We start from the raw sequence: 24,602 nt of genomic DNA, 5'->3' as shown, positions 1-24,602 counted from the left end.
TGGTTTTTGTCCGGCGAATCGGTAGAATCGAATACAAGAAGAAGTTCAAAGCGCATCCGTTTGGGTGCGCTTTTTTGAGGGAGGCAGCATGGCATATCGTCTGGACATCAAGCGCATTCTTTCGATGAACTTCTTTCACGATCTGCCCCAGATCATGTTGGGGTGCGCTCTGGCCGCTATTGCGACCGACCTGTTTTTGATTCCCAACGGCCTTGCTGCCGGTGGCGTTACGGGCCTTGCCACCATTATCCAGGCGGTCGGCGCGACGCGAGGCGTGTCGCTTCCCGTCGGTATCCAGACCATCGTGATGAATGCCTTGCTGCTGCTGGTCGTTATGCGCGAGGGCGGCATGTTCTACGTGGTGCAGACCGCGACGGGCTTTGTGCTGCTGGGCTTCTTTACCGATCTGTTCGCCCCGTTTGTAGCACCTCTGGCGGATGCGGACCTGATGCTTCCCGCTATGTGGGGCGGCATTATTACGGGCATCGGTTACGGCATGGTGTTGCGCGCCGGCGCCAACACCGGCGGCTCGGACACGATTGGCCAAATCATCTCGCGTAACACCTCACTGCCGGTGGGCTCGACCGTCATGGCGATCGATGTTGCCGTATGCGCGCTGTCGGCTCCGGTCTTTTCAATCGAAAACGCACTATATGCAGGCCTTTCGATGGTCATTAGCGGCTACGTGATCGATGCCGTGGTCGATGGTGGCAACAAACGCCGTATGGTACTCATCATCTCGGACAAGTTCCCTGATATCGCTGCCGATATCATGTATGGCCTGGGTCGTGGTTGTACCAAGTTTAAGGCGACTGGCATGTATTCGGGTGCCGAGAAGCCAGTGATTATGGTCATCGTGAGCCGTCGAGAGCTCAATACCCTCAAGACGATCGTGCGCGAGCGCGATCCTCATGCCATCGTGACGGTTGCCGACGTTACGGAAGCCTTCGGCGAGGGATTCAAGGACATTAGCGCGTAGGGTCGATCGCGTTCCATCCAAAAGACGTTCACATTGATAAACCGTTTCATCAGCGGTTCTGCCTGCTAAATTGTTCAAATAATGATAAAAACTCTGGTAAAGCCATCAGTTTCCAGCATAATGAATGACGTACGTGCATTGCGGCTGTGTTGGGATTACCTTCGGTGCCGTGCGCATTTTGTCTAATGAGGATGAAAGGAAGGCACAATGAGCGACGAAGAGCTCAAAAAGGTTGCCAACGAGGTAAGGAAGGGCATCGTCACCGGCGTGCACGCTGCCAAGTCCGGCCATCCGGGCGGTTCGCTCGGCGCTGCCGACATCATGACCTATCTGTACTTTGAGGAAATGAACGTCGACCCGGCCGATCCCCGCAAGGCCGATCGCGACCGTTTTGTGCTCTCCAAGGGCCATTGCGCTCCGGGCCTGTACGCCGTGCTCGCCGAGCGTGGGTTCTTCCCCAAGGAGGATCTCGAGACGCTGCGCCATATCGGCAGCCACCTGCAGGGTCATCCCAACATGAACGACACCCCGGGCGTTGACATGTCTACCGGTTCGCTCGGCCAGGGCATCTCCGCCGCCGTGGGCATGGCGGTTGCCGCCAAGCACTGGGGCGATACTTACCGCACGTACGCCCTGCTGGGCGATGGCGAGAGCGAGGAGGGCCAGGTCTGGGAGGCCGCCATGTTTGCCGGCAACCAGCAGCTCGATAACCTCTGCGTGATCGTCGACCACAACGGCCTGCAGATCGACGGCCCCGTCGAGGAGGTCAACGACCCCATGCCGCTCGCCGACAAGTTCCGCGCCTTTAAGTTCCACGTGGTGGAGCTCGCCGACGGCAACGACTTCGACCAGATCCGCGCCGCCTTTGCCGAGGCTCGCGCCACCAAGGGGCAGCCGGCCGCCATTATCGCCGAGACCATGAAGGGCAAGGGCGTTTCCTTTATGGAGAACCAGGTTGGTTGGCACGGCAAGGCCCCCAACGATGAACAGTTTGAGCAGGCCATGGCAGAGCTCACGGCCGCCGGAGAGGAGCTCTAGGATGGCAGACGTCAAGAAAATCGCCACGCGCGTAAGCTACGGCGAGGCCCTCGTCGAGCTCGCCAACGAGCACGATGACTTTGTGGTCCTCGACGCCGACCTGGCCGCCGCCACGCAGACCGGCAAATTTAAGGCCGCTTGCCCCGACCGCTTCTTCGACGTGGGTATCGCCGAGAGCAACCTGATGGGTGTTGCCGCCGGTATCGCGACCACCGGTCGTGTTGCCTTCGCGAGCACCTTTGCCATGTTCGCTGCCGGTCGCGCCTTTGAGCAGGTCCGTAACTCCATCGGCTACCCGCACCTTAACGTTAAGATCGGTGCCACGCACGCCGGTATCTCGGTGGGCGAGGACGGCGCCACGCACCAGTGCTGCGAGGATATCGCCCTGATGCGCGTCATCCCTGGCATGACCGTGATTGTTCCCGCCGACGACGTCGAGGCCCGCGCCGTGACGCGCGCCGCCTACGAGTGCGACGGTCCGGTGTACATGCGCTTTGCCCGTCTGGCCTCGCCGGTTATCAACGATCCAGAGACCTACAAGTTCGAGTTGGGTAAGGGTATTGTCATGCGCGAGGGCGCCGATGTGACCATCATCGCCTGCGGCCTGATGGTCGGCGAGGCTCTCGAGGCCGCCGAGCAGCTCGCTGCCGAGGGCATCGACGCCGAGGTCATCAACATGCACACCATCAAGCCCGTCGATGCCGACCTGATCGTCAAGAGCGCCACCAAGACCGGCCACGTCGTGACCGTCGAGGAGCACTCTGTGATCGGTGGCCTGGGCAGCGCCGTTGCCGACGTCCTGTGCGAGCAGTGCCCGACGCCGCTCAAGAAGATCGGTGTCAACGACACCTTCGGTGAGTCTGGCCCGGGTGCCGAACTCTTGCACAAGTATGGCCTGGACGCCGCCAACATCGTGGCGACCACCAAAGAGTTCTTGGGCTAAAGCAAGACGGATTTCAAGGACTGCTTCGCCAGAACTATAAAACTGTTTCGCCAGTACTATGGAAACCCGGCAGGGGCGCTCTCTTGGAGAGCGCCCCTGTTTCAGTTGCGGTGAAATAAGGACTGTTTTGCCAGCTTAAAGGCTCAACAGTCCCTATTTCACCGCAACTCATGAAGACGCCCCTCAAGCACGGTCCCATCAGGAAAAAGGGCATATATCGACAAAGCGCAATTCAGACCCTTCCAGCTTTGTATATGCAGCACCTCAAGATAAACGCGGCGACCCCTTAGTTATCGCAGGCCGGGCACAGGGTTACTCTCCAAATCTTTCCGCAGGACGGAGGAGCCCCCGCCGCGCGAAGCGCGCAGCGGGGGCTCCGACATGTCCGAGGACGATTTGGAGAGTAACCCTGTGTCCGGCCGACGGGATCCCTAACCACGCCATGCTTCTTATGTGCAGCAAAGCTAATGCTGCTAAAATACAAAGCGCTCATGTAGTTTAAACGCACGACGATAAGGAGCACCAGTGGGTAACCACTTCCGTACCTCCGGTGCGGGCGATGATGCCCCCAAGACGCAGGCAGGCGTCCAGGGCAGTCGTTTCGCCACTCCGGATTCAGAGGGCCAGCCTGTTGCTCAGGCCCCCGCTCAGCCGGCAGATCAGGCACAGCCGGCATCCGATCCCTTTGCCTACAATCCAACCAGCGATGTCGCGCTTTCCGGCACGGCGGGTTTTGAGCCCGTTCAGGCCGTGACCGCTCGCGTGGAGCAGCCTCAGGCTGGTGCCGCCACGCCGCAGCCTACCATGGCCGGCATTCCCGACCCCTTGGCCCCTGCGACGCCGGCTCCTCAGCCTGCGCAGTCCGGTCTCTTTGCCGCTATTCCCGACCCCACGCAGCCTGCTGCCCCGGTGGTCGAGAGCGATCAGGCAGCCGAGGTCGCAAGCCTCGATAACGCGCTCAACAACCCCGATTTTACGTCGGTGTTTGCGCCCATCGATCCGCAGGCCAGCCGCAAGAAGATGGCCAAGCAGGCCGGTGTCGAGCCCGTCATCCTTATGGAGCATGTCACCAAGATCTATCCGGCACAGCCCAACAAGCCTGCACTCGACGACATCAACATCGAGATCTATCCGGGCGAGTTCGTCTTCCTGGTCGGTCACTCCGGCTCGGGTAAGACCACGCTGCTGTCGACGCTCAACCGCGACGTCAAGCCGACGAGCGGCCGCATCCTGGTTGCCGGTCAGGACCTCATGAAGATCAAGAACCGCAAGGTTCCGTTCCTGCGCCGCCAGATTGGCGCCGTGTTCCAGGACTTTAAGCTTCTGCCGCAAAAGACCGCCTACGAAAACGTGGCGTTTGCCCTGCAGTGCATCGGCAAGCCCAAGGGCGTCATTCGCAGCCAGGTGCCCGAGGTGCTGCGCCTGGTCGGTCTGGCCGATCAGATGGACTCGCTGCCCGACCAGCTTTCCGGTGGCGAGCAGCAGCGCGTTGCCGTCGCCCGTGCTATGGTCAACCGTCCGCCGCTGCTGATCTGCGACGAGCCCACGGGCAACCTCGACCCGGCGATCTCGCTGGGCATCATGAAGCTGCTTGAGCGTATTAACCGCACCGGCACCACCGTGATCGTCGCCACGCACGACCGCGAGATGGTCGATAGCATGCACCGTCGCGTGATCGCCCTCGAGGGCGGCCACGTCATCCGCGACCAGGAGAGGGGAGGTTACGGCAACTATGGCACCAACTAACGTGGGCTACTCCTTCAAAGAGGCAATCAGCCACTTCTTCCGTAACTGGACTACCTCGCTCGGCGCCGTCATCACGATCTTCCTTTCGCTGTTTATCATCGGCCTGTTCATCATGGGCTCTGCGATGCTGAACTCCGTGATCGGCACCGTCGAGGATCAGGTTGTCATCAACGCGTTCATTAGTGATGACGCCGATCAGGCCGATGTTCAGGCTTTTGAGGCCGAGCTTAAGACGTGGAATAACGTCAAGTCCGTGACCTATAAGGACAAGGACGACGCGCTGGCCGAGTATACGAGCAAGATGTCGGGCAACGCCGACGCCACCATGAGCGCGCTCGATGGCCAGAACCCGCTGCCGGCTTCCTTCGCTATTGAGATGGACGATCCGTCCAAGGTCGAGAGCACGGCAAAGAAGCTCAAGAAGGATGCCGATTTCCAGAAGATCGCGGATGACGGCGACGTCAACGCGAGCGTGCTGTACGGCCAGGAGGAAGTGAGCCGCCTGTTCCAGGTGACCAACTACATCCGCATCGCCGCCGTGGTGCTCGTTGGTCTTCTGACCTTTATCGCATTCATCTTCATCAACAACACGATTCGCCTGTCCATCACGGCGCGTCGTCGTGAGATTGCGATTATGCGTCTGGTCGGCGCCAGCAACGGCTTCATTCGTGGCCCGTTTATCACCGAGGGCGTGCTGCAGGCCATTTTGGGCTCGCTGCTTTCCATCGGCGTTCTGGAGCTGCTGCGCAATTTGATGATTCCGCGTCTGCAGGAGAGCATCGGCTGGATGTCGTTTGCCCTGCCGATGCAGTACTACCTGGTGACCTATGCTGCGCTGATTCTGGTCGGCGTGATTATCGGTCTCTTTGGTTCTGCCATCGCCATGCGCCGCTACCTGCGCGTGTAAGCATGCCTGGAATTCACCCCTTCCAACGGGTCGTCTCTTATGGGGCGGCCCGTTTTTTGATCCCTAGGGGACGAAGGAAACGAATCATCGTAGCGCTGGTCTATCTATGTGATCCGTTTTCCTTCATCCCCTAGGGATCATTTGGGTAGACTCTTGGGATGTAAACGGCAATCGATAGTTAGGAGGCGCCATGGGGCGCAATAACAAGCATAAGCGTGGAGCTCGCAATAAGCGCGGGCCGGTGCGCAGCGAACGCCGTCCGAGCCTGACCGGGCGCGTGCAGCTCCATGAGCATAGCGCCTACGTTGTAACCGAAAACGGCGACTACAAGGTCATGGGCCGCGGTAAGCGCGAGATCATGGATGGCGATACCGTTGCCGTGAGCATTAAGAACAGCCCGCACGGTGAGCGGCGCGCCGTGATCGAAAGCGTGGTTGAGCGTGCAGCCATAAGCGTGGTGGGCACGTACCAGACCGCCGGTCCGCTCGGTGTGATCGAGCCGCTCGATTCGCGTCTGAAGGCCGACTTCTTCATTCTGCCCGAGGATACCTCGGCGGATCGTCTGGGTGTCCACCCGGGTGATGCTGTTGTCGCGCGCATTTTGACCTACCCGACGCGCCTGGAATCGGGTACCGTGACGATCGAACGCCGCATTGGCGGAGATGACGCGCCCGATTTGGGCGTTCAATATGTGATGGCGCGTTACGGCTATACCGATAGCTATCCCGAGGCCGCGCTGGACGAGGCCGAGGGGCTTTCGCTCGATGTGTCCGCGGCGCTTAAGGACCCGCTCCGCCGCGATCTGCGCGACCGCTTTGTCATCACGATCGACCCAGTCGACGCGCGCGACTTTGACGACGCCATTTCGCTGGAGCGCACGCCCGAGGGTGGCTACAAGCTGGGTGTGCATATCGCCGACGTTTCACACTATGTGGCTTGGGACGGGCATATCGATCTTGAGGCTCGCCATCGTACGACATCGGTGTATCTGGCCGATCGCGTGCTTCCCATGCTGCCCAAACGCCTGTCCTGTGACCTGTGCTCGCTTCGCCCTGACGAGGACCGTCTTGCGTTTACCGTCGATATCGAGCTCGATGCGCAGGGTCGCGTGCGGCATTACGATTCGTATCCCAGCGTGATTCGCTCGCGTGTGCGTATGGACTATGACGGCGCCGAGGCGCTGCTGGTACGTGCCGGCGCGGTGGAGTATTCGGTGCTGGAGGGTGCGGCCGAGGATGTTGCGGCTGCTGAGGCCTCGCGCGAGGAAGCGCTTGAGCGCGGTCTTGCGTGCGAGGAGGCCGCCCGCGGCTACAACGTCGACCTCGGCGATTTCCTTGTCGCCGCCAACGAACTCGCCGAACTTCGCCGTCGTATTCGTCGCGCCCGCGGCTCAGTCGATTTTGACACGGCCGAGATTCGCGCTCTATTGGATGAGGACGGAGTGCCCGTGCAGATTGTGGCGCGTGAGCGTTCGTGTGCCACGTCGCTTATCGAGGAAGCCATGCTGCTCGCCAACGAGTGCGTTGCAGAGTGGCTGGCAGACCGTGATATCGAGGCCTGCTATCGCGTGCATGAGGATCCGAGCCCCGATAGCCTGCACGGTGCCGCCGTTGCGCTGGCGCAGCTAGGCATCATCGACGATCGCCGTGCTGCCGGTATTGCCCTGGGGAGCCCCGATGAGCTGCAGGCTGCAGTCGATGCTGCCGCCGGTACGGCCAACGCACCGCTCGTCAACACGCTGCTTCTGCGCAGCATGCAGCGCGCGCTGTACAAGCCGCGCAACGAGGGCCACTTTGCGCTCGCCGCGCCGTGCTACTGTCACTTTACGAGTCCCATCCGTCGCTACCCCGATCTGGTGGTGCACCGCGTGCTCAAACTGCAGTTGGCCTATGAGCGGCTTGGCGGCAAGGACGCCTTGGTCCGTACGCCGCGGCTGATCGGCAAGGGGCGCGAGTCGCTGCCACGCATTCTGCCGCAGATCTGCCGCGCATGCAGCGATGCCGAGCGCGCGGCAGATGCCGCCAGCCATGCGACGCAAAAGATCAAGATTGCCCAGTACTATGAGGACCGTCTGGGCGAGCGCTATGCCGGAACCGTCTCGTGGGTTAGCAGCATGGGCCTCTTTGTGCGCTTGGACCTAACGCAGGTCGAAGGCTTGGTTTCGATCAAGAGCCTGGGCAACGAGTGGTTCGAGTTTGACGAGGACGCGCTTACGCTGACGGGCGCCGACACGGGGACTCGCTATGAACTGGGTCAGCGCGTGATTGTCGAGGTCTCGCGCGTCAATACCACGCGTGGGCACTTGGACTTTAAGCTTATCCATTAGCCAAATCCCGACTCATGGTGGGGGAGCGGAGGGCGGCCTTTCGGGACCGCCCTTCGCATTTGAATCGTGGCTACCTTGCCGTCTGCTCGGCCGCCCGCTTACCTGCTATTTGAGAGGTAAAACCTACCAAAATAAACCTGTCCCTTTTGGCAGGTTTACAAGAAAGCGGGGATGAGATGGCGACGGTGTACGGTTATGCGCGGGTGAGTTCGCGCGATCAGAACCTTAATCGGCAGCTGGATGCGCTGGGCGCCTATGGCGTGGGCTCGGCGAATATTTATGCCGACCATGCGAGCGGCAAGGACTTCGATCGACCGCGTTATCGCGAGCTGCTGCACGTCCTGGGAGACGGGGACGTACTGGTGGTGCTTTCTATCGACCGACTTGGCCGTAATTACTCCGAGATTCTTGAGGAATGGCGACGCATTACCAAGGAGCTCGGGGTTGCCATTGTGGTGTTGGACATGCCATTGCTTGACACGCGCGTCAGGGCCAGCGGCGCGCCGGATGTGACCAACACCCTGATTGCCGATATTGTGCTGCAACTGCTGAGCTACGTGGCGCAGGTGGAGCGCGAGAATATCCATCGGCGCCAGGCGGAGGGGATTGCAGCGGCGCGAGCGCGAGGGGTCCGTTTCGGTCGACCTCGCAAGCCGTGCCCTCCTCAGTTTGAGCTGGTGCGCGATAGCTATGAGGCAGGCGATATTACCCGCAGCCAGGCAGCAAAGTGCCTGGGCGTGTGCGTGGGGACGTTCGATCGCTGGATGCGCGAGGCGGGGTAGGGGTTTGCGTCGCTTTGTCGCTTCCTGTTGCGATTCAAATTTTGATACGGTGACGATGCCATTTGGGGCTACACTCGCTGATATTCAAAAAAGGAGGTTGGCCCTTGGTGCGCGTAAAACAAATAATCGGATGGACCGCGATTGTTCTGTTCGTTGCAACGCTGGCGGGCATCTGGGTGCTGACGGAGCAAAACGCGGTGCAGACGTCGTTGCTGAGCGAGTCCACCGCGCGTGTGGTGGAGGGTCAGACTACGGGCGTTCAGGCTGCCGATGCCACGGGTGAAGCCCAGGCAGAGAACGGAATGACCGGAGGCGCCGATTCGGCTGCCTCGAATGTCCGGTCTGGCCGACTTGCTTCCATTCGCATGCGGGTGGGCGCAAACGTCCGTCGCGTTGCCCATACCGTAGAGTTTTTCTTCGACGGATTATTCGCCTCCGTGGTCGTGGTTTGCTTTTCCAGGCGTCCGTGGAGCGTATGCTCCCGTTGCGTGCCCGTATTGCTCTTTTGCGCCGCCTGCTCCGTTGGCGATCAGGTACATAAGATCTTTGTTCCCGGCAGGCATTTCGACGTTATCGATTTAGGATTCGATGCTGCGGGCTATGTCACCGCCATGCTGTCGGTATTGCTGGCGGCGGCGTTAGTGCGCCATGCGACTCGGCCGATCGGCGCCCATGCGAGGCGCTAGCCGGTAACAAACCCGTTTCTGATAATGCGACCTTGTTGAATTATTTTGTGTCGCGCGTATTTCCGAGCGGTCGGATTTGAGGGGCGAGCGGTAGAACGCTCGCCCTTTGTGCGCCACGATGCGGCACAATGTACCGCAAAAGCTGTTTGTATCCGGTACGAATCGTTCGTTGGTCTTTAATTCTTCTCAACGGAGGTGTTTGAGATGGCAAACGGATTGCTTTTGCGGCTTCGCGAGCGTGAGCTCAGCGCGAGCCCGGCGGAACGCAATGTCATCGCATATGTAAGCGCTCATCCGCACGAGGTGGTCGGGCTGTCCGTCCGCGGTCTTGCCGATGTCACGTTCTCCTCGCCCTCGAGCATTTTGCGCTTTTGCAAGCGTTTGGGTTTTGCGGGCTACAAGGAGTTCCAGCGCGAACTGATTGCCGAGCTGGCGCTCTTAGGTGACAAGAAAGACATAGCCCTCGAGGACATCTCCATGGATGACAGCGTCGAACGTATCGTGGGGAAGGTGATGAAAAGCAACGTGCGCACAATCGAGGCGACGGCGCGAACGCTCGATTACACCGTCTTGGAGCGATGCGCGGCCCGTCTTAAGCGGGCACGCGCGGTCAATCTGTTCGGTATTGGTGCCTCTCGTTTGGTCGCGCACGACCTGGCGCAAAAGCTCATGCGTGTCGACAAAGAGTGCCATCTGTACGACGACTGGCATGATCAGCTCTTATGTGCCAAGAACATGCATGAGGGCGATATGGCAATCGCCTTTAGCTACTCGGGCTTGACGCAAGAGGTGCTGGACTGCACCGCCGAGGCTCAACGTCACAACTGTCCCGTTGTGGCCGTTACCAAAGTAGATGGATCATCCAAGCTTGCCACCATGGCCGATGCCGTGCTCGGCGTCGCTGCGAGTGAACCCTTGGTCCGCAGCGGTGCCATGGCTTCGCGTATGGCCCAGCTTATGGTTGTCGATGCCCTGTACGCTGCTTACGTTGCCAGCGACTACGAACGGGCGACGCATGTCATAAAGCAAAACTACATCGAGAAACAGGAAAGATGAGGTGAATGAAATGCTCGATTTAACAAAATTCACGACCGAACAGCGTAATCAAAGGTCAATGGACCTCGATACGATGACATCGCTGCAAATCGTCACGACGATGAACGATGAGGATCTTCGTGCCGTCCAGTCGGTCACGAAAGTGTTGCCCCAGGTTGCCATGGCAATCGACTGGGCTGCTGAGACACTCGAGCGCGGCGGGCGCGTCTTTTACATGGGCGCAGGCACCAGCGGTCGTCTGGGCGTACTCGACGCTTCGGAGTGTCCGCCCACGTTTGGCGTGTCACCCGATCTGATTGTCGGGCTCATTGCCGGAGGCGAGACGGCGTTTATCAAGGCTGTCGAAGGTGCCGAAGACAGCGAGGAGCTTGGCGCGAGCGACCTGCGGGAGCGTGGACTCTCGGACAAGGATCTTGTCGTTGGCCTGGCGGCAAGCGGCCGTACTCCTTATGTGGTGGGCGGCCTTGCGTACGCCAAGGCAACTGGGTGCAAGACCATTGCAATTGCCTGCAACCAAGGGTCGAAGATCGGGGAGAGCGCAGATCTTGCCATTGAGCCCGTGCCCGGTCCCGAGGTGCTGACCGGCTCAACGAGGCTCAAGGCGGGAACGGTTCAAAAGCTCATTCTCAACATGATTTCGACCGGTGCCATGGTCAAGATTGGCAAGGTGTACCAAAACCTGATGGTCGATGTGCAGCAGACGAACGAGAAGTTGGTGGTGCGCGGCCAGAACATCGTGATGGAAGCGACCGACTGCACGCGCGAGCGCGCTGTTCAGGCGCTTGCGGATGCCGGCGGCCACGTAAAAACCGCTATTGTCTCGGTGCTGTTGGACTGCGATGCCGAGCAGGCTGCGGTAGCTCTTGAACGGGCGCACGGCCATGTCCGTACTGCGGTGAGTGGCCATGAGAAGAGCAATGCCGATGTCCAATAGGTGCACGGCGTGAGCTGATATGACATCTAGACGAGATACCCAATACAAGGAGGAGTTATGACGAACAAAGAGCTGGCCCAAAAGCTGCTGGACCTTTTGGGCGGTAAAGGCAACGTGCTCGCAAACGCGGCGTGCATGACGCGCCTGCGCGTGACCGTCAAAGACACGGGCAACGTCGACACGGAGGGTATTAAGGCGCTCGACGGCGTGATGGGCCTGGTCGAGGACGACACGATGCAGATCGTGCTGGGTCCGGGCAAGGTGAATAAGGTGCTCGAGGAGTTCTCCAAGCTCACCGGCCTTGCGAAAGGCGTTGCTGACGAGAGCGTGGTTGACGCTGCGGCCACAAACAAGGCCGCGCAGAAGGCCAAGTACGAGTCTAAGCCGGTTCAGGCCTTCCTCAAGAAGATTTCCAATGTCTTCGTCGCCCTGCTTCCCGGCATCATTGCGGCTGGCCTCATCAACGGTATCTGCAACGTCATTAACGTCTCGACGGCAGGCGCGCTTGCAGGCGAGTGGTGGTACCAGGGCATTCGTTCCATGGGCTGGGCCCTGTTTGCCTATCTGCCCATTTTGGTGGGCTATAACGCGGCACGTGAGTTTGGTGGCTCCGCTGCGCTGGGCGGCATCGCCGGCATGATGTGTATCGCCAACAGTGCCATGCCCCTGCTTGCGCCTGGCGCGGCTGATCCTGCCACTGCCATTCTGCTGCCGCTCACCAGTGCGCAGTACAACCCCGCAGCGGGCGGCATGATCGCGGCTCTCATCGCTGGCGCATTTTTTGCCTGGATGGAGCGTCAGATTCGCAAGGTTATGCCCAACGCACTCGACACGTTCTTGTCCCCGCTGCTGGTGCTCATCATCGGCGCCTTTGCTCTGATGCTCGTCATCCAGCCGGTTGGCGCATGGCTGACGACTGCCATCTTTAGCGTTTTGACCTTTATCTTCGAGAAGCTGGGCGTCCTGGGCGGCTATATCCTGTCGGCAGGCTTCTTGCCGCTGGTGTCCGTCGGCCTGCATCAGGCGCTCACGCCGATCCACGCTATGCTCAACGATCCCGACGGCGCTACCAAGGGTATCAATTACCTGCTTCCCATCCTTATGATGGCTGGCGGCGGCCAGGTCGGTGCCGGTTTGGCGCTGTACTTTAAGACCAAGAACGCCAAGCTCAAGAAGTACGTCGCAGAGTCCATTCCCGTTGGAATCCTGGGTGTGGGCGAGCCTCTGATGTATGCTGTTACGCTGCCGCTCGTTCGTCCGTTTGTGACGGCCTGCCTGGGTGCCGGATTTGGCGGCGCGCTCGCGGCGCTGCTTCACATCGGCACGGTTTCTCAGGGCGTTTCCGGTCTGTTTGGCCTGCTGATCGTCGTTCCTGGCCAGCAGCTCGGCTACGTTGCCGCTATGCTGCTTGCCTATGCCGCCGGCTTTGTCCTGACGTGGTTCTTTGGCGTCGACGAGCAGAAGATCAACGAGTTCTTTGGCGAGTAGTTTGATATCGCGAGCCGTGTTGCTCGGGGTTCGCGGCGCGCGGCAGATTTCTTGATGTTATGGTTGTGCCGGCGGGGCTAGCTGCTCCGCCGGCCTTTTTTAAAGGAGCTTTGAAGCGTGAAAACGGGTATTTCAATTTATCTTTCCAGCCCTTTGCAGGATATTGAGCGGACGATTGAGCGTGGCGCCGCGGCGGGTGCGCGCTACGCGTTCACCTCGCTGCATATTCCCGAGGATGGGGGAGCGGCGTATGCCGATAAGGTCCGTCATGTGCTGTCGCTGCTTTCCGCCCGCGGCATTGCGCTCATTGCCGATGTGGGGCCTCGCACGTGCGATTTGCTCGGGCTTGAGCGCATCGAGGACCTGCGCGATCTGGGGTTGGAATACCTTCGTTTGGACTATGGCTTTAGCGCCCAGCGGGTCGCGGAGCTGTCCGGTGTATTTCGCATTGTGGTCAATGCATCGACGGTGAGTTCTGATGAAATCGCATCGTGGCGTGAAGCCGGCGCCGATGTGACTCGTTTTGCCGCCTGCCACAATTTTTACCCCAAGCCTTATACCGGTTTAGCTCTTGAAGATGTTGCTCGGACGAATCTTCGTCTTGCGGCGCTTGGATTCGAAATCATGGCTTTTGTGCCGGGTGATGCTAACGTTCGCGGGCCGGTATTCGAGGGACTGCCGACGGTCGAGGCGCAGCGCGGTCGCGCGTCAAAGGTTGCTCTCAATATGCTTGAGCTTGCACATGGCGCCGATTGCGACATTGTGTTGGTCGGCGACCCCGATCTTTCCGATGCGGGCTGGGCGCAGTTTGCTCAAGTTTCCGCCGGATACGTGGACCTGCAATGCGAGCTTGAGCCCGGTTATGCCTATGTGCGCGGGCAGATTCATCACGACCGGCCCGACTCGAGCGTCCTCATTTTTAGGTCTCAGGAGTCACGTACGAAGCTTAAGCCGGATTCCGTGCCGACGGATGTCGGAGCCGGCCTGCCGCGAAAGGCGGGGTCGATCGCTGTGAGCAATAGCGGATATGGGCGCTACGAAGGCGAACTTGAGATTGCGCGGGTCGATCTTCCCGGTGACGAGCGCATGAACGTTGCGGGCCATATCACGCCCGAGGCAATGGAGCTGCTGCCGTTCATTAAACGCGGATTCGGGGTACGGTTCGTTTAGCGTGTGACCCGTGGGCTACAATTGGCCCATCATACGAAGGCGCCTCGTGTGGCGTGTGCCTGCGTTGGCCGATCTATATTCGGAGGATTCCCATGACCGTACTGTTTGTTGAATATCCCAAGTGCTCGACCTGTAAGAAGGCCAAGGCATGGCTGGACGAACATGGGGTAGAGTATATCGATCGCGATATCGTTTTGGACAATCCCACGGCTGATGAGCTTGCGACCTGGATTGCTCGTTCGGGGCTGCCGGTGCGGCGCTTCTTTAATTCGTCGGGCATGAAATATCGAGAGCTGGGCCTGAAGGCGCGTCTGGATGCGGGCATGACGGATCGGGAGTGCTACGAGCTGCTGGCGACCGACGGCATGCTGGTCAAGCGTCCGCTGCTGGTGGGCGACGACTTTGCGATTCCCGGCTTTAGGGAATCGGCTTGGGCCGAGGCGTTGCTGTAGCGGCTGCGGAAAGTGCGTCCCGGAATTCGCTTCCAGAATGGGATGCACTTTCCCAAAGTGGCCGGTTGCGGAAAGCACGTCCCATTCTGAGCTTCGATTGCGGGACACGGTTTCCGGTTGAGGACTCGACGGGAAAGTAGGGACCAGTTTGAGCTTGAAATCTGGGACGCACTTTCCGCCGGCGGGCCTGCCCCAGTCAGTCCGCCAGCTGTGCCCATTCGTGCGGATCGTAGACCTTTACGTGTTTGTTGGGCTTGCCGCTCCAGTACTCCTCGTCCATAAAGGGCAGATATGCCTGAACGCCAGGGCAGATAAAGGGAATCCGCTGCTGTTGCAGTCGCTCACGCTGGCGCTGCTCCAGGTGTGCCTCGGATATGACGGTCGGCATACCGGACAACTCGACGAGGCTTGCCTGGATTCGCTTAAGGTCGGGGAGTCCCGCGTGCCATGACATCCGCATGATCAAAAAGGATGCACGGCGGTATTTTGCCTGCACTACAGTAATGGCGGGGCGCAGTGTGGGATGGATTTTGTCCCGTTCGGGCCAAAGGTCGGCAGTGATCTCAAGGCTCAGGGTCTCCCGTAGGTAATCAAGCTCTTCGTCCATGGCGCCTCGATATCTACGCGATCATTGATACTTCGATTGTGTTGCCTGGTGCTATCGTTTTCGCGGTAGAATCTGCCAACGGTTGACGGCTACCGCTCGCGGCGTTTTGCCCTTCGTGTACAGCGGTCGGCTTCACAGGTCCTTCACGGGTTGGACTAAATTAGGCCAATTTGACTGAATTTCAAAAAAGTCAAAATTGGGGCTTGCGTCACGGCGAGACTTCCAGTATATTTCTTTCTTGCGCAAAGGCACAGCCGAGCGCAGCGATGCAGTCATTGGGATGTCGTCTAATGGCAGGACAGCGGATTCTGGTTCCGTCAATGGGGGTTCGACTCCCTCCATCCCAGCCATTGCATTTGCTACATATGGCCCGTTCGTCTAGCGGTTTAGGACGCCGCCCTCTCAAGGCGGAGATCACCAGTTCGAATCTGGTACGGGCTACCAAAATTGAACGCCCGGGCCTCGTAAGAGACCCGGGTTTTGTGTATTGACCGTATATACGGCGCCTGCCGTGTTTCGCTCAGATCGAGGAGTAGCCATGGATCTGCCCATCAGCTTGCAAGACATCACGTATGCCGAGAACTATCTGGCGCAGGGCGACCTGGCTACGGCGACGCCGCTGCTGGAGCGTCTGGTGGAGCTCGCCGAGGAGTATATTGATGCTGAGTGCAAGACGGAGGAGAAGCGTCAATACTTTAGCTTCGATAGCAAGTTTGAGCGCTTGGCCTATCGCCGCGTGGAGAAGGATCCGCGCGAGCTCGTGCAGGTCGAGGTGCCGTTTGACCGCCTGTACTCTGACATGGCGTTTGCCTACATTCGCCAGCAGGATTATGTAAGCGCTCGTAATGCCCTGATGCAGGCTGTGCGTTGGGACCCCATGAACTGCAACTATCGCTTGGATTTGGCCGAGCTGTTCCGTGCACTCGAGGACAAGCAGGAATGGGCATCGCTCTCGTTCTCGGTGCTGGAGCGTGCAAGCGATGGCAAGTGCGCCGCCCGCGCTTACGCCAATCTAGGTCAGTACTTCTTGGAGCCCGAGACCGAGAACGTTTCGGCTGCCGTGGGCTGCGCGCGTCTGGCGCTGCGCCTGGCGCCCAACGATGCGCATACGACGCGCCTGCTCAACAAGATCCATACCACCTATCCGGATGCCGCTGATGAGAGCGACGACCACGTGATGGGTGAATTGGCCCTGCAAGGCGTGCCGACCTCGCCTTCGGCCGAGATTGCCATCTGCCTGATTATGTGCGCGACCGATGCTGCAAGCGACGGCGACAAGCAGGAGGCGACGCGCCTGACGGTACGTGCTCGCGACTTGGTGGGCGAGGAGGCCTGCGCGGCGATTATCAAACTGGTGCGCGAGAGCGATGCCGAGCTCAATGCCGAGCGCAAGGCAAAGCGCGAGACTGCGGGCTCAAACGCCGATGGAGCCAAGGAGGCCGGCGATGCCCAGTAAGCGCGAGCGCAAACTCATTTCCAAGAATCGCTCGGCACATCACGAGTACTTTATCGATGAGACGTTTGAGTGCGGTATTGAGCTGAGCGGCACCGAGGTCAAGTCGATTCGCGAGCGCGCCTGTCAGATCACTGACACTTTTGCGCTGATTCGTGGCGGCGAGTGCTGGCTCGTCGGACTGCATATCCACCCTTATAGCCATGGTGGCGTGTGGAATCGCGATCCCGACCGTCGGCGTCGTCTGCTGCTGCACCGCAAGGAGATCGACTTTCTTGACGGCAAACTTCGCAACCGTGGTTATGCGCTGGTTCCGTTGGAGCTCTACTTTAATACCGACGGCCGCGTAAAGCTGCTGCTGGGTCTGGGTCGCGGCAAGAAGCTCTACGACAAGCGCGAGGACATGGCCAAGCGTGATGTCCAACGCGAGATCGACCGCGCCCTTAAGGAACGCAACCGCTAGGCACTCTGTATAAGTTGCGGTGGAATACGGACTGTTTTGCCTGTTTGAGGGGCTATTCAGTCCCTATTTCACCGCAACTGCGGGCGTCTTATCTTTCTTACTGTTCTGACACATATGTCTCAAAGGCGGCGTCCGTTATGGGTGCCGCCTTTTTTGTGGGTACATACATTCATGAGGTTCCAATCCGAGCTAGGGGAGTGATCGTTATGGACAAAACTGCGTTCTTTACCATGCCGAGTGGCCTGTACGTGGTGAGCGCCGCGGCAGACGGGCTGCGCGCCGGCTGCGTCATCAACACTGCGGTGCAGGTGACGTCCATGCCGCCGCGTATTTCGGTTGCCGTGAACAAGGACAATGTCACCTCGGGCGTCATCGCATCGGCCAAAGCGTTCGCGCTGACCGTGATCGATCAGACCGCCGACATGCTCTACATCGGTAACTTTGGGTTCCGCACCAGTAGCGATTATGACAAGTTTGCCAAATACGAGACCCGCGAGACGGCTCTGGGCATGCCCTATGTGCCCGAGCACGCGGCGGCCCTGTTTAGCTGCCGTTTGATCGACACTGTGGATGTGGGCACGCATCTGCTGTTTATTGGCGAGGTCGAGGATGCCGAGCGCCTGAGCGACGAGACGCCGCTGACGTACGACTACTATCACAAGGTGCTAAAGGGCAAGACGCCGCCCAAAGCCTCGTCGTATCAAGGCTAGAAATGTTCTAAAAATACTTGCATTATACTATTGAGAATATATACTAATAAGTAAGTACACCAGCAGTCACGTTCGAGAGGAGAACATCATGGCTGAGGAAAAGAAGACGTATAAGTTTGTGTGCACCGTTTGCGGTTACGAGGTTGAGGTCGACACGCCCGAGCTGCCCGAGGATTACGTGTGCCCGGTGTGCGGCGTCGGTCCCGATCAGTTTGAGCTCGTCGAGGAGTAACTCGCAGGCACACGGCGAAAGCCGAACATAGCTCTGTCCAAGGGTCCCGGTCGAATTCTCGGCCGGGACCCTTTTGATTTATCTGACGGTTTAAAACGGTCTCACGTGTTACAGATTAAGACGTTATATCTGGACAGTCACGCCATCTCAATTACATTCCCGTTAGCAGCACGATGTCGAGAATCGTCACGATGACGCCGATCCCTACGAGCAGCGCGTTGAGCGGGCGCGAGTTGGCGTATTTGCCCATAACGCGGGGCGAACTGGTGAGTCGTATGAGCACAAAGACCGTAATCGGCAACTGAAGCGACAGCAGCGCCTGACTCCAGATGAGACCCTCAAAAGGATTCGGGACGATCAGGCACGCCGCCACTGCGCCGACGAAACAGACCGCCACCCCGATCGAGGAATGTCGGTCGTGGATGTCGTATTCCTCGTCGAACATGCCCGCGGTGATGGTTCCCGCCGCCATGCCCGCTGTCACGCTGCTCGATAGTCCCGCGAACAGCAGCGCTACCGCAAAGATGGTCGAGCTCGCCGGGCCCAAGATGGGGGAGAGCGTGGCCGCTGCGACGGCGAGGTCGTCTACGACAATGCCGTGCGCAAAGAAGGTCGTTGCGGCCAGGATGACCATGGCCGAGTTGATTGCCCAGCCCACGCCCATCGAAAAGAGCGTGTCGAAGAGCTCATAGCGCAGACGCTCTTCGATAACCTGCTCGCCTTGGCCTTCGAAGTGCATGGATTGGATGACCTCGGAGTGCAGAAAAAGGTTGTGTGGCATAACGACCGCACCCAGGACACTCACGATAATCGCGGCAGAGCCAGTGGGCATACTGGGCGTGATCCAGCTTGCGGCGGCTTGCGGCCAGTCGACCTTGACCAGCGCAAGCTCGGCCAAAAACGAGAGTCCTACCACGCCGACGAAGGCGATGATCCAGCGCTCGGCACGCTTGTAGGAGTTCGTCATGAGCATCGCCATCGATACTGCCGCCACGATGACGCAGCCCGCGCGCACGGGCAGCCCAAAGAGCATTTGAAGGGCAATCGCGCCGCCCAGGACCTCGGCCATGGCGGTGGCGATGGTCGCGAGATAGGCGCTGCCGAGCACGGCGCGTCCCACGATGCGGGGGAGAAAGCGGGTCGTGGCCTCGGCGAGACAGGCGCCCGTGGCGATACCCAGGTGCGCCGCGTTGTGCTGCAGCACAATGAGCATAATCGTGGACAGCGTGACGATCCACAACAGCGCGTAGCCAAACTGCGAGCCCGCGGCCATATTGGAGGCCCAGTTGCCCGGGTCGATAAAGCCGACGGTCACGAGTAGCCCGGGGCCGATGTGCCGGGCGATATCCAGACCTCCGTGGCCTCCGGTGCGGTGCGAGCCAAAGTGTTGTTTGAGATGGTTGAGCATGGTGCGCTCCTGCGTGCCGTTTGCCTGACGCCGCAAAGGATACCCGTTTTAGACTCAAAAGTTAACCACGACTAACAAAATTGTTGTATTTGAATGGGAAGGTGAAAGGGGATTGCCGAAATGTCTTGATCTGTAACAACTGGGGATGGAAATTGGGTCTAGGTGTTACAGATCAAGACAGGAAGAAATGGTCCTGTGGAAAATCTCGATCTGTAACAGCTGACCGCCAAAACCGGCCCTTCGTGTTACAGATCGAGACATTCGGAACCGTCTCTCGAAAACATCTCAATCTGTAACAGTTAGTCGTCGAAATTGGGTCTTACTGTTACAGATTGAGATGTTTGAAGCGGTGAGTTTACAGGTCGAACTTGGGGCCCTTGTTGCCGTCCTTGAGGTCGGCGGTGTCCACTCGTAGGGCGTGCGTTACGCGATTGTTTCGAAACGGGCGGGAAACACAACGGGCCGGTGATGCTCCTAGTATGCCTATTCAACTGATTGTCTAATATCTAGGGGAGGATCGCGATGCAGGCAGATTCCGCTCAGCAGCAGGGCCTTTATCGCCCCGAATTCGACCACGATGCATGTGGCATCGGCGCGCTTGCCGATATCAACGGTGAGCGCCATCACCAGATTTTGGACGATGCGCTGTCCATTCTGGTCAACTTGGAGCACCGCGGTGGCACGGGACTCGAGAAGAACACCGGCGACGGCGCTGGCATCCTGTTCCAGGTTCCGCATCACTTTTTCCGTAAAGAGGCTCAAAAGTGCGGCCAGATTCTGCCGGCAGAGGGCGACTATGGCGTGGCCATGCTGTTCTTCCCGCAGGACGACAAGGGCGTAGAGGATGCCCGTCGCGTGTTTGAGGAGGGCTGCGCCGAAGCCGGCGTTCCGCTGCTCTTTTGGCGTGAGGTGCCGGTCGACCCGCACGACCTAGGCGAGACAGCCCGCGCCTGCATGCCCACCATCTTGCAGGCTTTCCTGGGCCGTCCGGACGACACGCCCGCCGGCGACGCCTTCGAGCGCCGCCTGTACGTGTGCCGCCGCACCATCGAAAAGAAGGCCGACGCCGAGTTTGCCCTGCGCGACAAGATCTTCTATGTGTGCTCCATGAGCTCGCGCACCATCGTGTACAAGGGTATGCTGGTCGCCACGCAGATGCGCCGCTTCTTCATCGACCTCAACGACGCCGCCGTCAAGACGGCCGTGGCGCTCGTCCACTCGCGCTACTCCACCAACACCACGCCCAGCTGGGAGCGCGCACACCCCAATCGCTTTATCATCCACAACGGCGAGATCAACACCCTCAAGGGCAACGTCAACTGGATTCGCGCCCGCGAACCCAACCTGTACAGCCCCGTGTTGCAGCATGATCTTGAGCGCGTGATGCCCATCATCAACCGCGAGGGCTCCGACTCCGCGATTCTGGACAATGTGCTTGAGTTTTTGGTCATGAACGGTCGTCCGCTCACGCGTGCCGCATCCATGCTGCTGCCCGAGCCGTGGGACCACAACGACAGCCTGAGTGAGGAGCGCCGCGCCTACGATGCTTACCAGTCCATGCTCATGGAGCCGTGGGATGGCCCGGCGGCCATCGCCTTTACCGACGGTCGCACGCTGGGTGCCGCCCTCGACCGTAACGGCCTGCGTCCCGCCCGCTACTATGTGACGCGCGACGGTCGCTTTATGCTGGCGAGCGAGGTGGGCACCATCGAGGTGAGCCCCGAGAACATCCTGACGAGCGGCTGCCTGGGACCGGGCCAGATGCTCGAGGTCGACTTTGCCTGCGGGCGCGTCATCTACAACGATGAGCTGCGTGCCCGTTACGCCAAGGAAAAGCCCTACCGTGATTGGATTGCCGAGGAGACGCTAACCGTTGACGCGCTCGATGAGCCCGTTGCGGCAACGCCCGCCGAGGACGCCGAGGTGCCCGCCGCCGTGCGTATGGCCAAGCTCGGCTACCACTGGGATGACGTCGACGAGGTCGTGCGCCCCATGGCCCAGCAGGGCAAGGCCCCGCTCGCCTCGATGGGCATCGACGCGCCGCTGGCTTGCCTGTCCAAGAAGACGCGTTCGTTCTTTGACTACTTCTATCAGCTGTTCGCTCAGGTCACGAACCCGCCCATCGATGCCCTTCGCGAGCATATGGTGACTTCGACCACGCTCTACCTGGGCAACCACGGCAACTTGCTCGAGGATTCCCGCACGGCCTGCCAACTGGTGCGCTTGGAGCGCCCGTTGCTCAACGAGGAGGAGTTTGACCGCATCTGCGCCATCGATCGCGTGGGCTTTAAGACTCGCCGCTTCCGTGCCGTCTACCGCCGCGACGCCGGCGAGGGCGCACTGCAGGCTGCGCTCAAGCAGCTTGCCGAAGACGTCGAGGCTGCGGTCCGCGACGGCGTGAACATCGTGGTGCTGAGCGATCGTGCCGCTGCGGGCGAGGTGCCCGTGCCGTCGCTGCTCGCCGTGGGCTGCGTGCACAACCACCTGATCCGTGCCGGCGTGCGCACCTTTGCCGATATCGTGGTGGAGTGCGGCGATGCCGTGTCTCCGCACGACTTTGCGGCGCTGGTGGGCTACTCCGCAAGCGGCATCTACCCGTACAACGCGCATGCGTGCATCCGCAATCTGGCGGCACGCGGCGACCTGGACGTGACGGCCGAGCAGGGCATCGCCAATTACAACAAGGCCGCGACGGCGGGCATCGTCTCCATCATGTCCAAGATGGGCATCTCCACGGTGCAGAGCTACCACTCCGCGCAGATCTTCGAGGCCGTTGGCTTTACGCCGGAGTTCGTCAACGCGTACTTCGCCGGCACGGTGAGCCGTGTGGGCGGTATGGGTGTCGAGGACGTCGAACGCGAGCAAAATGAGCGCTATGACGCCGCGCTCGCTATCCTTAAGAGCCCGGCTCCCGATCAGCTGCCCACGCTGGGCCTGACCAAGTGGCGCCCGCTCGGCGGCGAGGACCACCTCATTGATCCGCAGACTGTCTACTTGTTGCAGACCGCCTGCCGTGAGGACAGCTACGACACCTTTAAGGAGTACAGCGCCCGCCTGCACCGCACCGGCCGTGCCGTGCGTCTGCGCGACCTGCTCGACTTTGATGCCAGCGGCCGCACTCCGGTGGCACTCGACGAGGTCGAGCCCGCGCTCAACATCGTCCGCCGCTTTAACACCGGTGCCATGTCGTACGGCTCCATCAGCAAAGAGGCACACGAGTGCATGGCCATCGCCATGAACCGCCTGCACGGCCGTTCCAACTCGGGCGAGGGCGGCGAGGACCCGCGTCGCGAGACCCCGCTGGCCAACGGCGACTCCAAGAACTCCGCCATCAAGCAGGTGGCAAGCGCGCGCTTTGGCGTGACGAGCCGCTACCTGTGCAGCGCCTTCGAGATTCAGATCAAGATGGCCCAGGGCGCCAAGCCCGGCGAGGGTGGCCACCTGCCCGGTAAGAAGGTCTACCCCTGGATCGCCGAGGTCCGTCAGTCCACGCCCGGCATCGGCCTGATCTCGCCTCCGCCGCACCACGATATTTACTCTATCGAGGACCTGGCAGAGCTGATCTTTGACCTTAAGAACGCCAACCCCGGCGCGCGCGTGTCGGTCAAGCTGGTCAGCGAGGCCGGCGTCGGCACCATCGCCACTGGTGTTGCCAAGGGCGCTGCCGACAAGATTTTGATCAGCGGCCACAACGGCGGCTCGGGTGCCGCTGCTCGCGATTCCATTTGGCACGCCGGTCTGCCGCTGGAGCTTGGCCTTGCCGAGGCCCAGCAGACGCTGCTGCAAAACGGCCTGCGCTCGCGCGTGGTGCTCGAGGCCGACGGCAAGCTCATGGACGGCACCGATGTTGCCGTCGCCTGCTTGCTGGGTGCCGAGGAGTTTGGCTTTGCGACCATGCCGCTCATCTCCATGGGCTGCCTCATGCAGCGCGACTGCCAGCAGGACACCTGCCCCGCCGGCATCGCTACGCAAAACTGCCGCCTGCGGCGCGGCTTCCGCGGCAAGCCCGAGCACGTTGAGCACTTTATGCTCTTTGTTGCCGAGCAACTGCGCGAGGTCATGGCGGGCCTGGGCTTCCGCACCGTCGACGAGATGGTCGGCCATCCCGAGTGCCTGCGCCAGATTGAGGTCCCGGGCAACCGCAAGGCTAACCTGCTCGATCTATCACCCGTGCTGGCGAGCGCGACCTGTGAGTTTGGTGCCCACATCCCGGGTGCCGACGGCCGTCACTTCCTGCCCCAGATGGCTGCGGACAGCGAGCTCGACAAGACGCTCGACTCCACGTTGTTTGTGCCCTATACGGCCGATGCCCGTGCACACCTGCGTCCGATTCGCTTCCGCGCCGATATCGCCAACGTCAACCGCTGCGTGGGCACCATCCTGGGCAATGCGGTGACCAAGGCACATCCCGAGGGTCTGCCCGCCGGCTCCATCACCATCGATTGCGATGGTTCGGCCGGTCAGAGCTTTGGCGCCTTCCTGCCGCGCGGCATTACGCTCAACGTGTGCGGCGACGCCAACGATTACTTTGGCAAGGGTCTTTCGGGCGGCGAGGTGTCGGTGCGCCCCAACCCGCATGCGACCTACAAGTTCGACGAGAACATCATCGTGGGCAACGTTGCGTTCTTTGGCGCTACGAGCGGTCGCGGCTTCATTAACGGCCTTGCCGGCCAGCGTTTCGCCGTGCGCAACTCCGGTGCCACGGTGGTGGTCGAGGGCTGCGGCAACCATGGCTGCGAGTACATGACGGGTGGTCTGGCGCTCATCCTGGGCGAGGTCGGGCAGAACTTCGCCGCCGGCATGACGGGTGGCGTGGCCTATGTCTTTGACCAGTACGGCACGCTCGATGCCCGTGTGAACCACGAGAGCGTTGAGCTCAAGGCCCCGACGGCCGGCGAGCTGGCGCAGATTCGTGCGCTCATCCAGGAGCACGTGGACGCGACGCAGAGCCCGCGCGGCATTAAGCTGCTCTACAGCTTTGAGACGATGAGCAAGCACTTTGTGAAGGTCATTCCGACCGAGTACGAGCGCGTGCTGGCGATTGTCGCCGCCGCCGAGGCCGTCGGCAAGACGCATGCGCAGGCCGAGGAGCTGGCGTTTGACATTGTGACCGGTCGCGCGAGTGACGCGGATGTTGCTCGCTTCGATGTTGCGGGCGGTGCTGCGGATGCTGCGTCCGTGGCTGCCAGCTCTGTTGCTTCGACCAAGAAGGAGGCGTAAGT

The 24,602-nt window shown here is 60.3% G+C and carries 20 protein-coding genes and 2 tRNA genes; 20 read left to right on the top strand and 2 right to left on the bottom strand.

The features are described 5' to 3' along the window. Window positions 1-88: 88 nt before the first annotated feature. The 13 genes from AAAX34_RS02220 to AAAX34_RS02160 all read left to right on the top strand — a co-directional run bounded on the left by AAAX34_RS02220 (window position 89) and on the right by AAAX34_RS02160 (window position 14,507). Window positions 89-979, top strand: coding sequence for a YitT family protein (locus tag AAAX34_RS02220; protein ID WP_138113002.1), 891 nt, complete (start codon window positions 89-91; stop codon window positions 977-979). A 207-nt stretch (window positions 980-1,186) separates the two neighbouring features. Further along, window positions 1,187-2,017 carry a transketolase gene (locus AAAX34_RS02215; protein WP_349109843.1) on the top strand — a complete coding sequence of 277 codons (831 nt, stop codon included), beginning with the start codon at window positions 1,187-1,189 and terminating at the stop codon, window positions 2,015-2,017. 1 nt (window position 2,018) lies between these two features. Further along, the gene (locus AAAX34_RS02210; protein WP_349109842.1) at window positions 2,019-2,960 is read left to right on the top strand and encodes a transketolase family protein; all 942 of its coding nucleotides are present in this window, start codon (window positions 2,019-2,021) and stop codon (window positions 2,958-2,960) included. A gap of 525 nt (window positions 2,961-3,485) precedes the next feature. Next, window positions 3,486-4,706, top strand: a complete 1,221-nt coding sequence (ftsE, locus tag AAAX34_RS02205; RefSeq protein ID WP_022094244.1) for a cell division ATP-binding protein FtsE — start codon at window positions 3,486-3,488, stop codon at window positions 4,704-4,706. Next, complete coding sequence (ftsX, locus tag AAAX34_RS02200) at window positions 4,693-5,613, top strand: permease-like cell division protein FtsX (protein ID WP_117769462.1); 921 nt, start codon at window positions 4,693-4,695, stop codon at window positions 5,611-5,613. The genes ftsE and ftsX overlap by 14 nt, the downstream gene beginning before the upstream one ends. Window positions 5,614-5,803: 190 nt before the next feature. Next, complete coding sequence (locus AAAX34_RS02195) at window positions 5,804-7,939, top strand: RNB domain-containing ribonuclease (RefSeq protein WP_349109841.1); 2,136 nt, start codon at window positions 5,804-5,806, stop codon at window positions 7,937-7,939. Between the two features lie 176 nt (window positions 7,940-8,115). Continuing rightward, window positions 8,116-8,721, top strand: coding sequence for a recombinase family protein (locus tag AAAX34_RS02190; RefSeq protein ID WP_035137411.1), 606 nt, complete (start codon window positions 8,116-8,118; stop codon window positions 8,719-8,721). Window positions 8,722-8,828: 107 nt separating this feature from the next. Further along, the gene (locus AAAX34_RS02185; protein WP_349109967.1) at window positions 8,829-9,407 is read left to right on the top strand and encodes a VanZ family protein; all 579 of its coding nucleotides are present in this window, start codon (window positions 8,829-8,831) and stop codon (window positions 9,405-9,407) included. Window positions 9,408-9,611: 204 nt separating this feature from the next. Next, window positions 9,612-10,463 carry a MurR/RpiR family transcriptional regulator gene (locus AAAX34_RS02180; protein ID WP_138340407.1) on the top strand — a complete coding sequence of 284 codons (852 nt, stop codon included), beginning with the start codon at window positions 9,612-9,614 and terminating at the stop codon, window positions 10,461-10,463. A gap of 10 nt (window positions 10,464-10,473) precedes the next feature. Then, a complete protein-coding gene (gene murQ / locus AAAX34_RS02175) occupies window positions 10,474-11,397 on the top strand; it encodes an N-acetylmuramic acid 6-phosphate etherase (protein WP_349109840.1) in 924 nt (307 codons plus the stop codon). Between the two features lie 57 nt (window positions 11,398-11,454). Further along, window positions 11,455-12,885, top strand: coding sequence for a PTS transporter subunit EIIC (locus AAAX34_RS02170; protein ID WP_349109839.1), 1,431 nt, complete (start codon window positions 11,455-11,457; stop codon window positions 12,883-12,885). 117 nt (window positions 12,886-13,002) lie between these two features. After that, on the top strand, window positions 13,003-14,055 hold the full coding sequence (locus AAAX34_RS02165) for a MupG family TIM beta-alpha barrel fold protein (RefSeq protein WP_349109838.1): 1,053 nt from the start codon (window positions 13,003-13,005) through the stop codon (window positions 14,053-14,055). A gap of 92 nt (window positions 14,056-14,147) precedes the next feature. Then, a complete protein-coding gene (locus AAAX34_RS02160; protein WP_118226386.1) occupies window positions 14,148-14,507 on the top strand; it encodes an arsenate reductase family protein in 360 nt (119 codons plus the stop codon). A 196-nt stretch (window positions 14,508-14,703) separates the two neighbouring features. Here AAAX34_RS02160 and AAAX34_RS02155 read toward each other — a convergent pair whose 3' ends face one another. After that, window positions 14,704-15,114 carry a hypothetical protein gene (locus tag AAAX34_RS02155; RefSeq protein ID WP_349109837.1) on the bottom strand — a complete coding sequence of 137 codons (411 nt, stop codon included), beginning with the start codon at window positions 15,112-15,114 and terminating at the stop codon, window positions 14,704-14,706. Window positions 15,115-15,390: 276 nt separating this feature from the next. Between AAAX34_RS02155 and AAAX34_RS02150 the strand changes: the two genes are divergently transcribed. From AAAX34_RS02150 to AAAX34_RS02125, 6 genes are all read left to right on the top strand, one after another. Further along, a tRNA-Gln gene (locus tag AAAX34_RS02150) sits at window positions 15,391-15,464 on the top strand. Window positions 15,465-15,481: 17 nt separating this feature from the next. Beyond that, a tRNA-Glu gene (locus tag AAAX34_RS02145) sits at window positions 15,482-15,558 on the top strand. Between the two features lie 94 nt (window positions 15,559-15,652). Further along, a complete protein-coding gene (locus tag AAAX34_RS02140; RefSeq protein WP_035137397.1) occupies window positions 15,653-16,570 on the top strand; it encodes a hypothetical protein in 918 nt (305 codons plus the stop codon). Next, a complete protein-coding gene (gene smpB / locus AAAX34_RS02135) occupies window positions 16,560-17,030 on the top strand; it encodes an SsrA-binding protein SmpB (RefSeq protein ID WP_006235325.1) in 471 nt (156 codons plus the stop codon). The genes AAAX34_RS02140 and smpB overlap by 11 nt, the downstream gene beginning before the upstream one ends. Before the next feature lie 206 nt (window positions 17,031-17,236). Then, window positions 17,237-17,740: a flavin reductase family protein gene (locus AAAX34_RS02130; protein ID WP_117746556.1), complete on the top strand. Its 504-nt coding sequence runs from the start codon at window positions 17,237-17,239 to the stop codon at window positions 17,738-17,740. A gap of 88 nt (window positions 17,741-17,828) precedes the next feature. Continuing rightward, window positions 17,829-17,972: a rubredoxin-like domain-containing protein gene (locus AAAX34_RS02125; protein WP_035137395.1), complete on the top strand. Its 144-nt coding sequence runs from the start codon at window positions 17,829-17,831 to the stop codon at window positions 17,970-17,972. A gap of 151 nt (window positions 17,973-18,123) precedes the next feature. On the opposite strand, the gene AAAX34_RS02120 is transcribed toward AAAX34_RS02125, so the two are convergent. Next, window positions 18,124-19,380 (bottom strand): Nramp family divalent metal transporter, encoded by a 1,257-nt coding sequence (locus AAAX34_RS02120; RefSeq protein WP_349109836.1) that lies wholly within the window; start codon window positions 19,378-19,380, stop codon window positions 18,124-18,126. Between the two features lie 522 nt (window positions 19,381-19,902). On the opposite strand from AAAX34_RS02120, the gene gltB reads away from it, so the two are divergent. Further along, window positions 19,903-24,600 carry a glutamate synthase large subunit gene (gene gltB / locus AAAX34_RS02115; protein ID WP_349109835.1) on the top strand — a complete coding sequence of 1,566 codons (4,698 nt, stop codon included), beginning with the start codon at window positions 19,903-19,905 and terminating at the stop codon, window positions 24,598-24,600. Window positions 24,601-24,602: the final 2 nt, after the last annotated feature.

It is taken from the genome of Collinsella sp. CLA-ER-H4, from assembly GCF_040092395.1.
Classification (GTDB): domain Bacteria; phylum Actinomycetota; class Coriobacteriia; order Coriobacteriales; family Coriobacteriaceae; genus Collinsella.
Note: the sequence above shows the minus strand (reverse complement) of the source record. Positions and strands in the feature narration are given on the sequence as shown.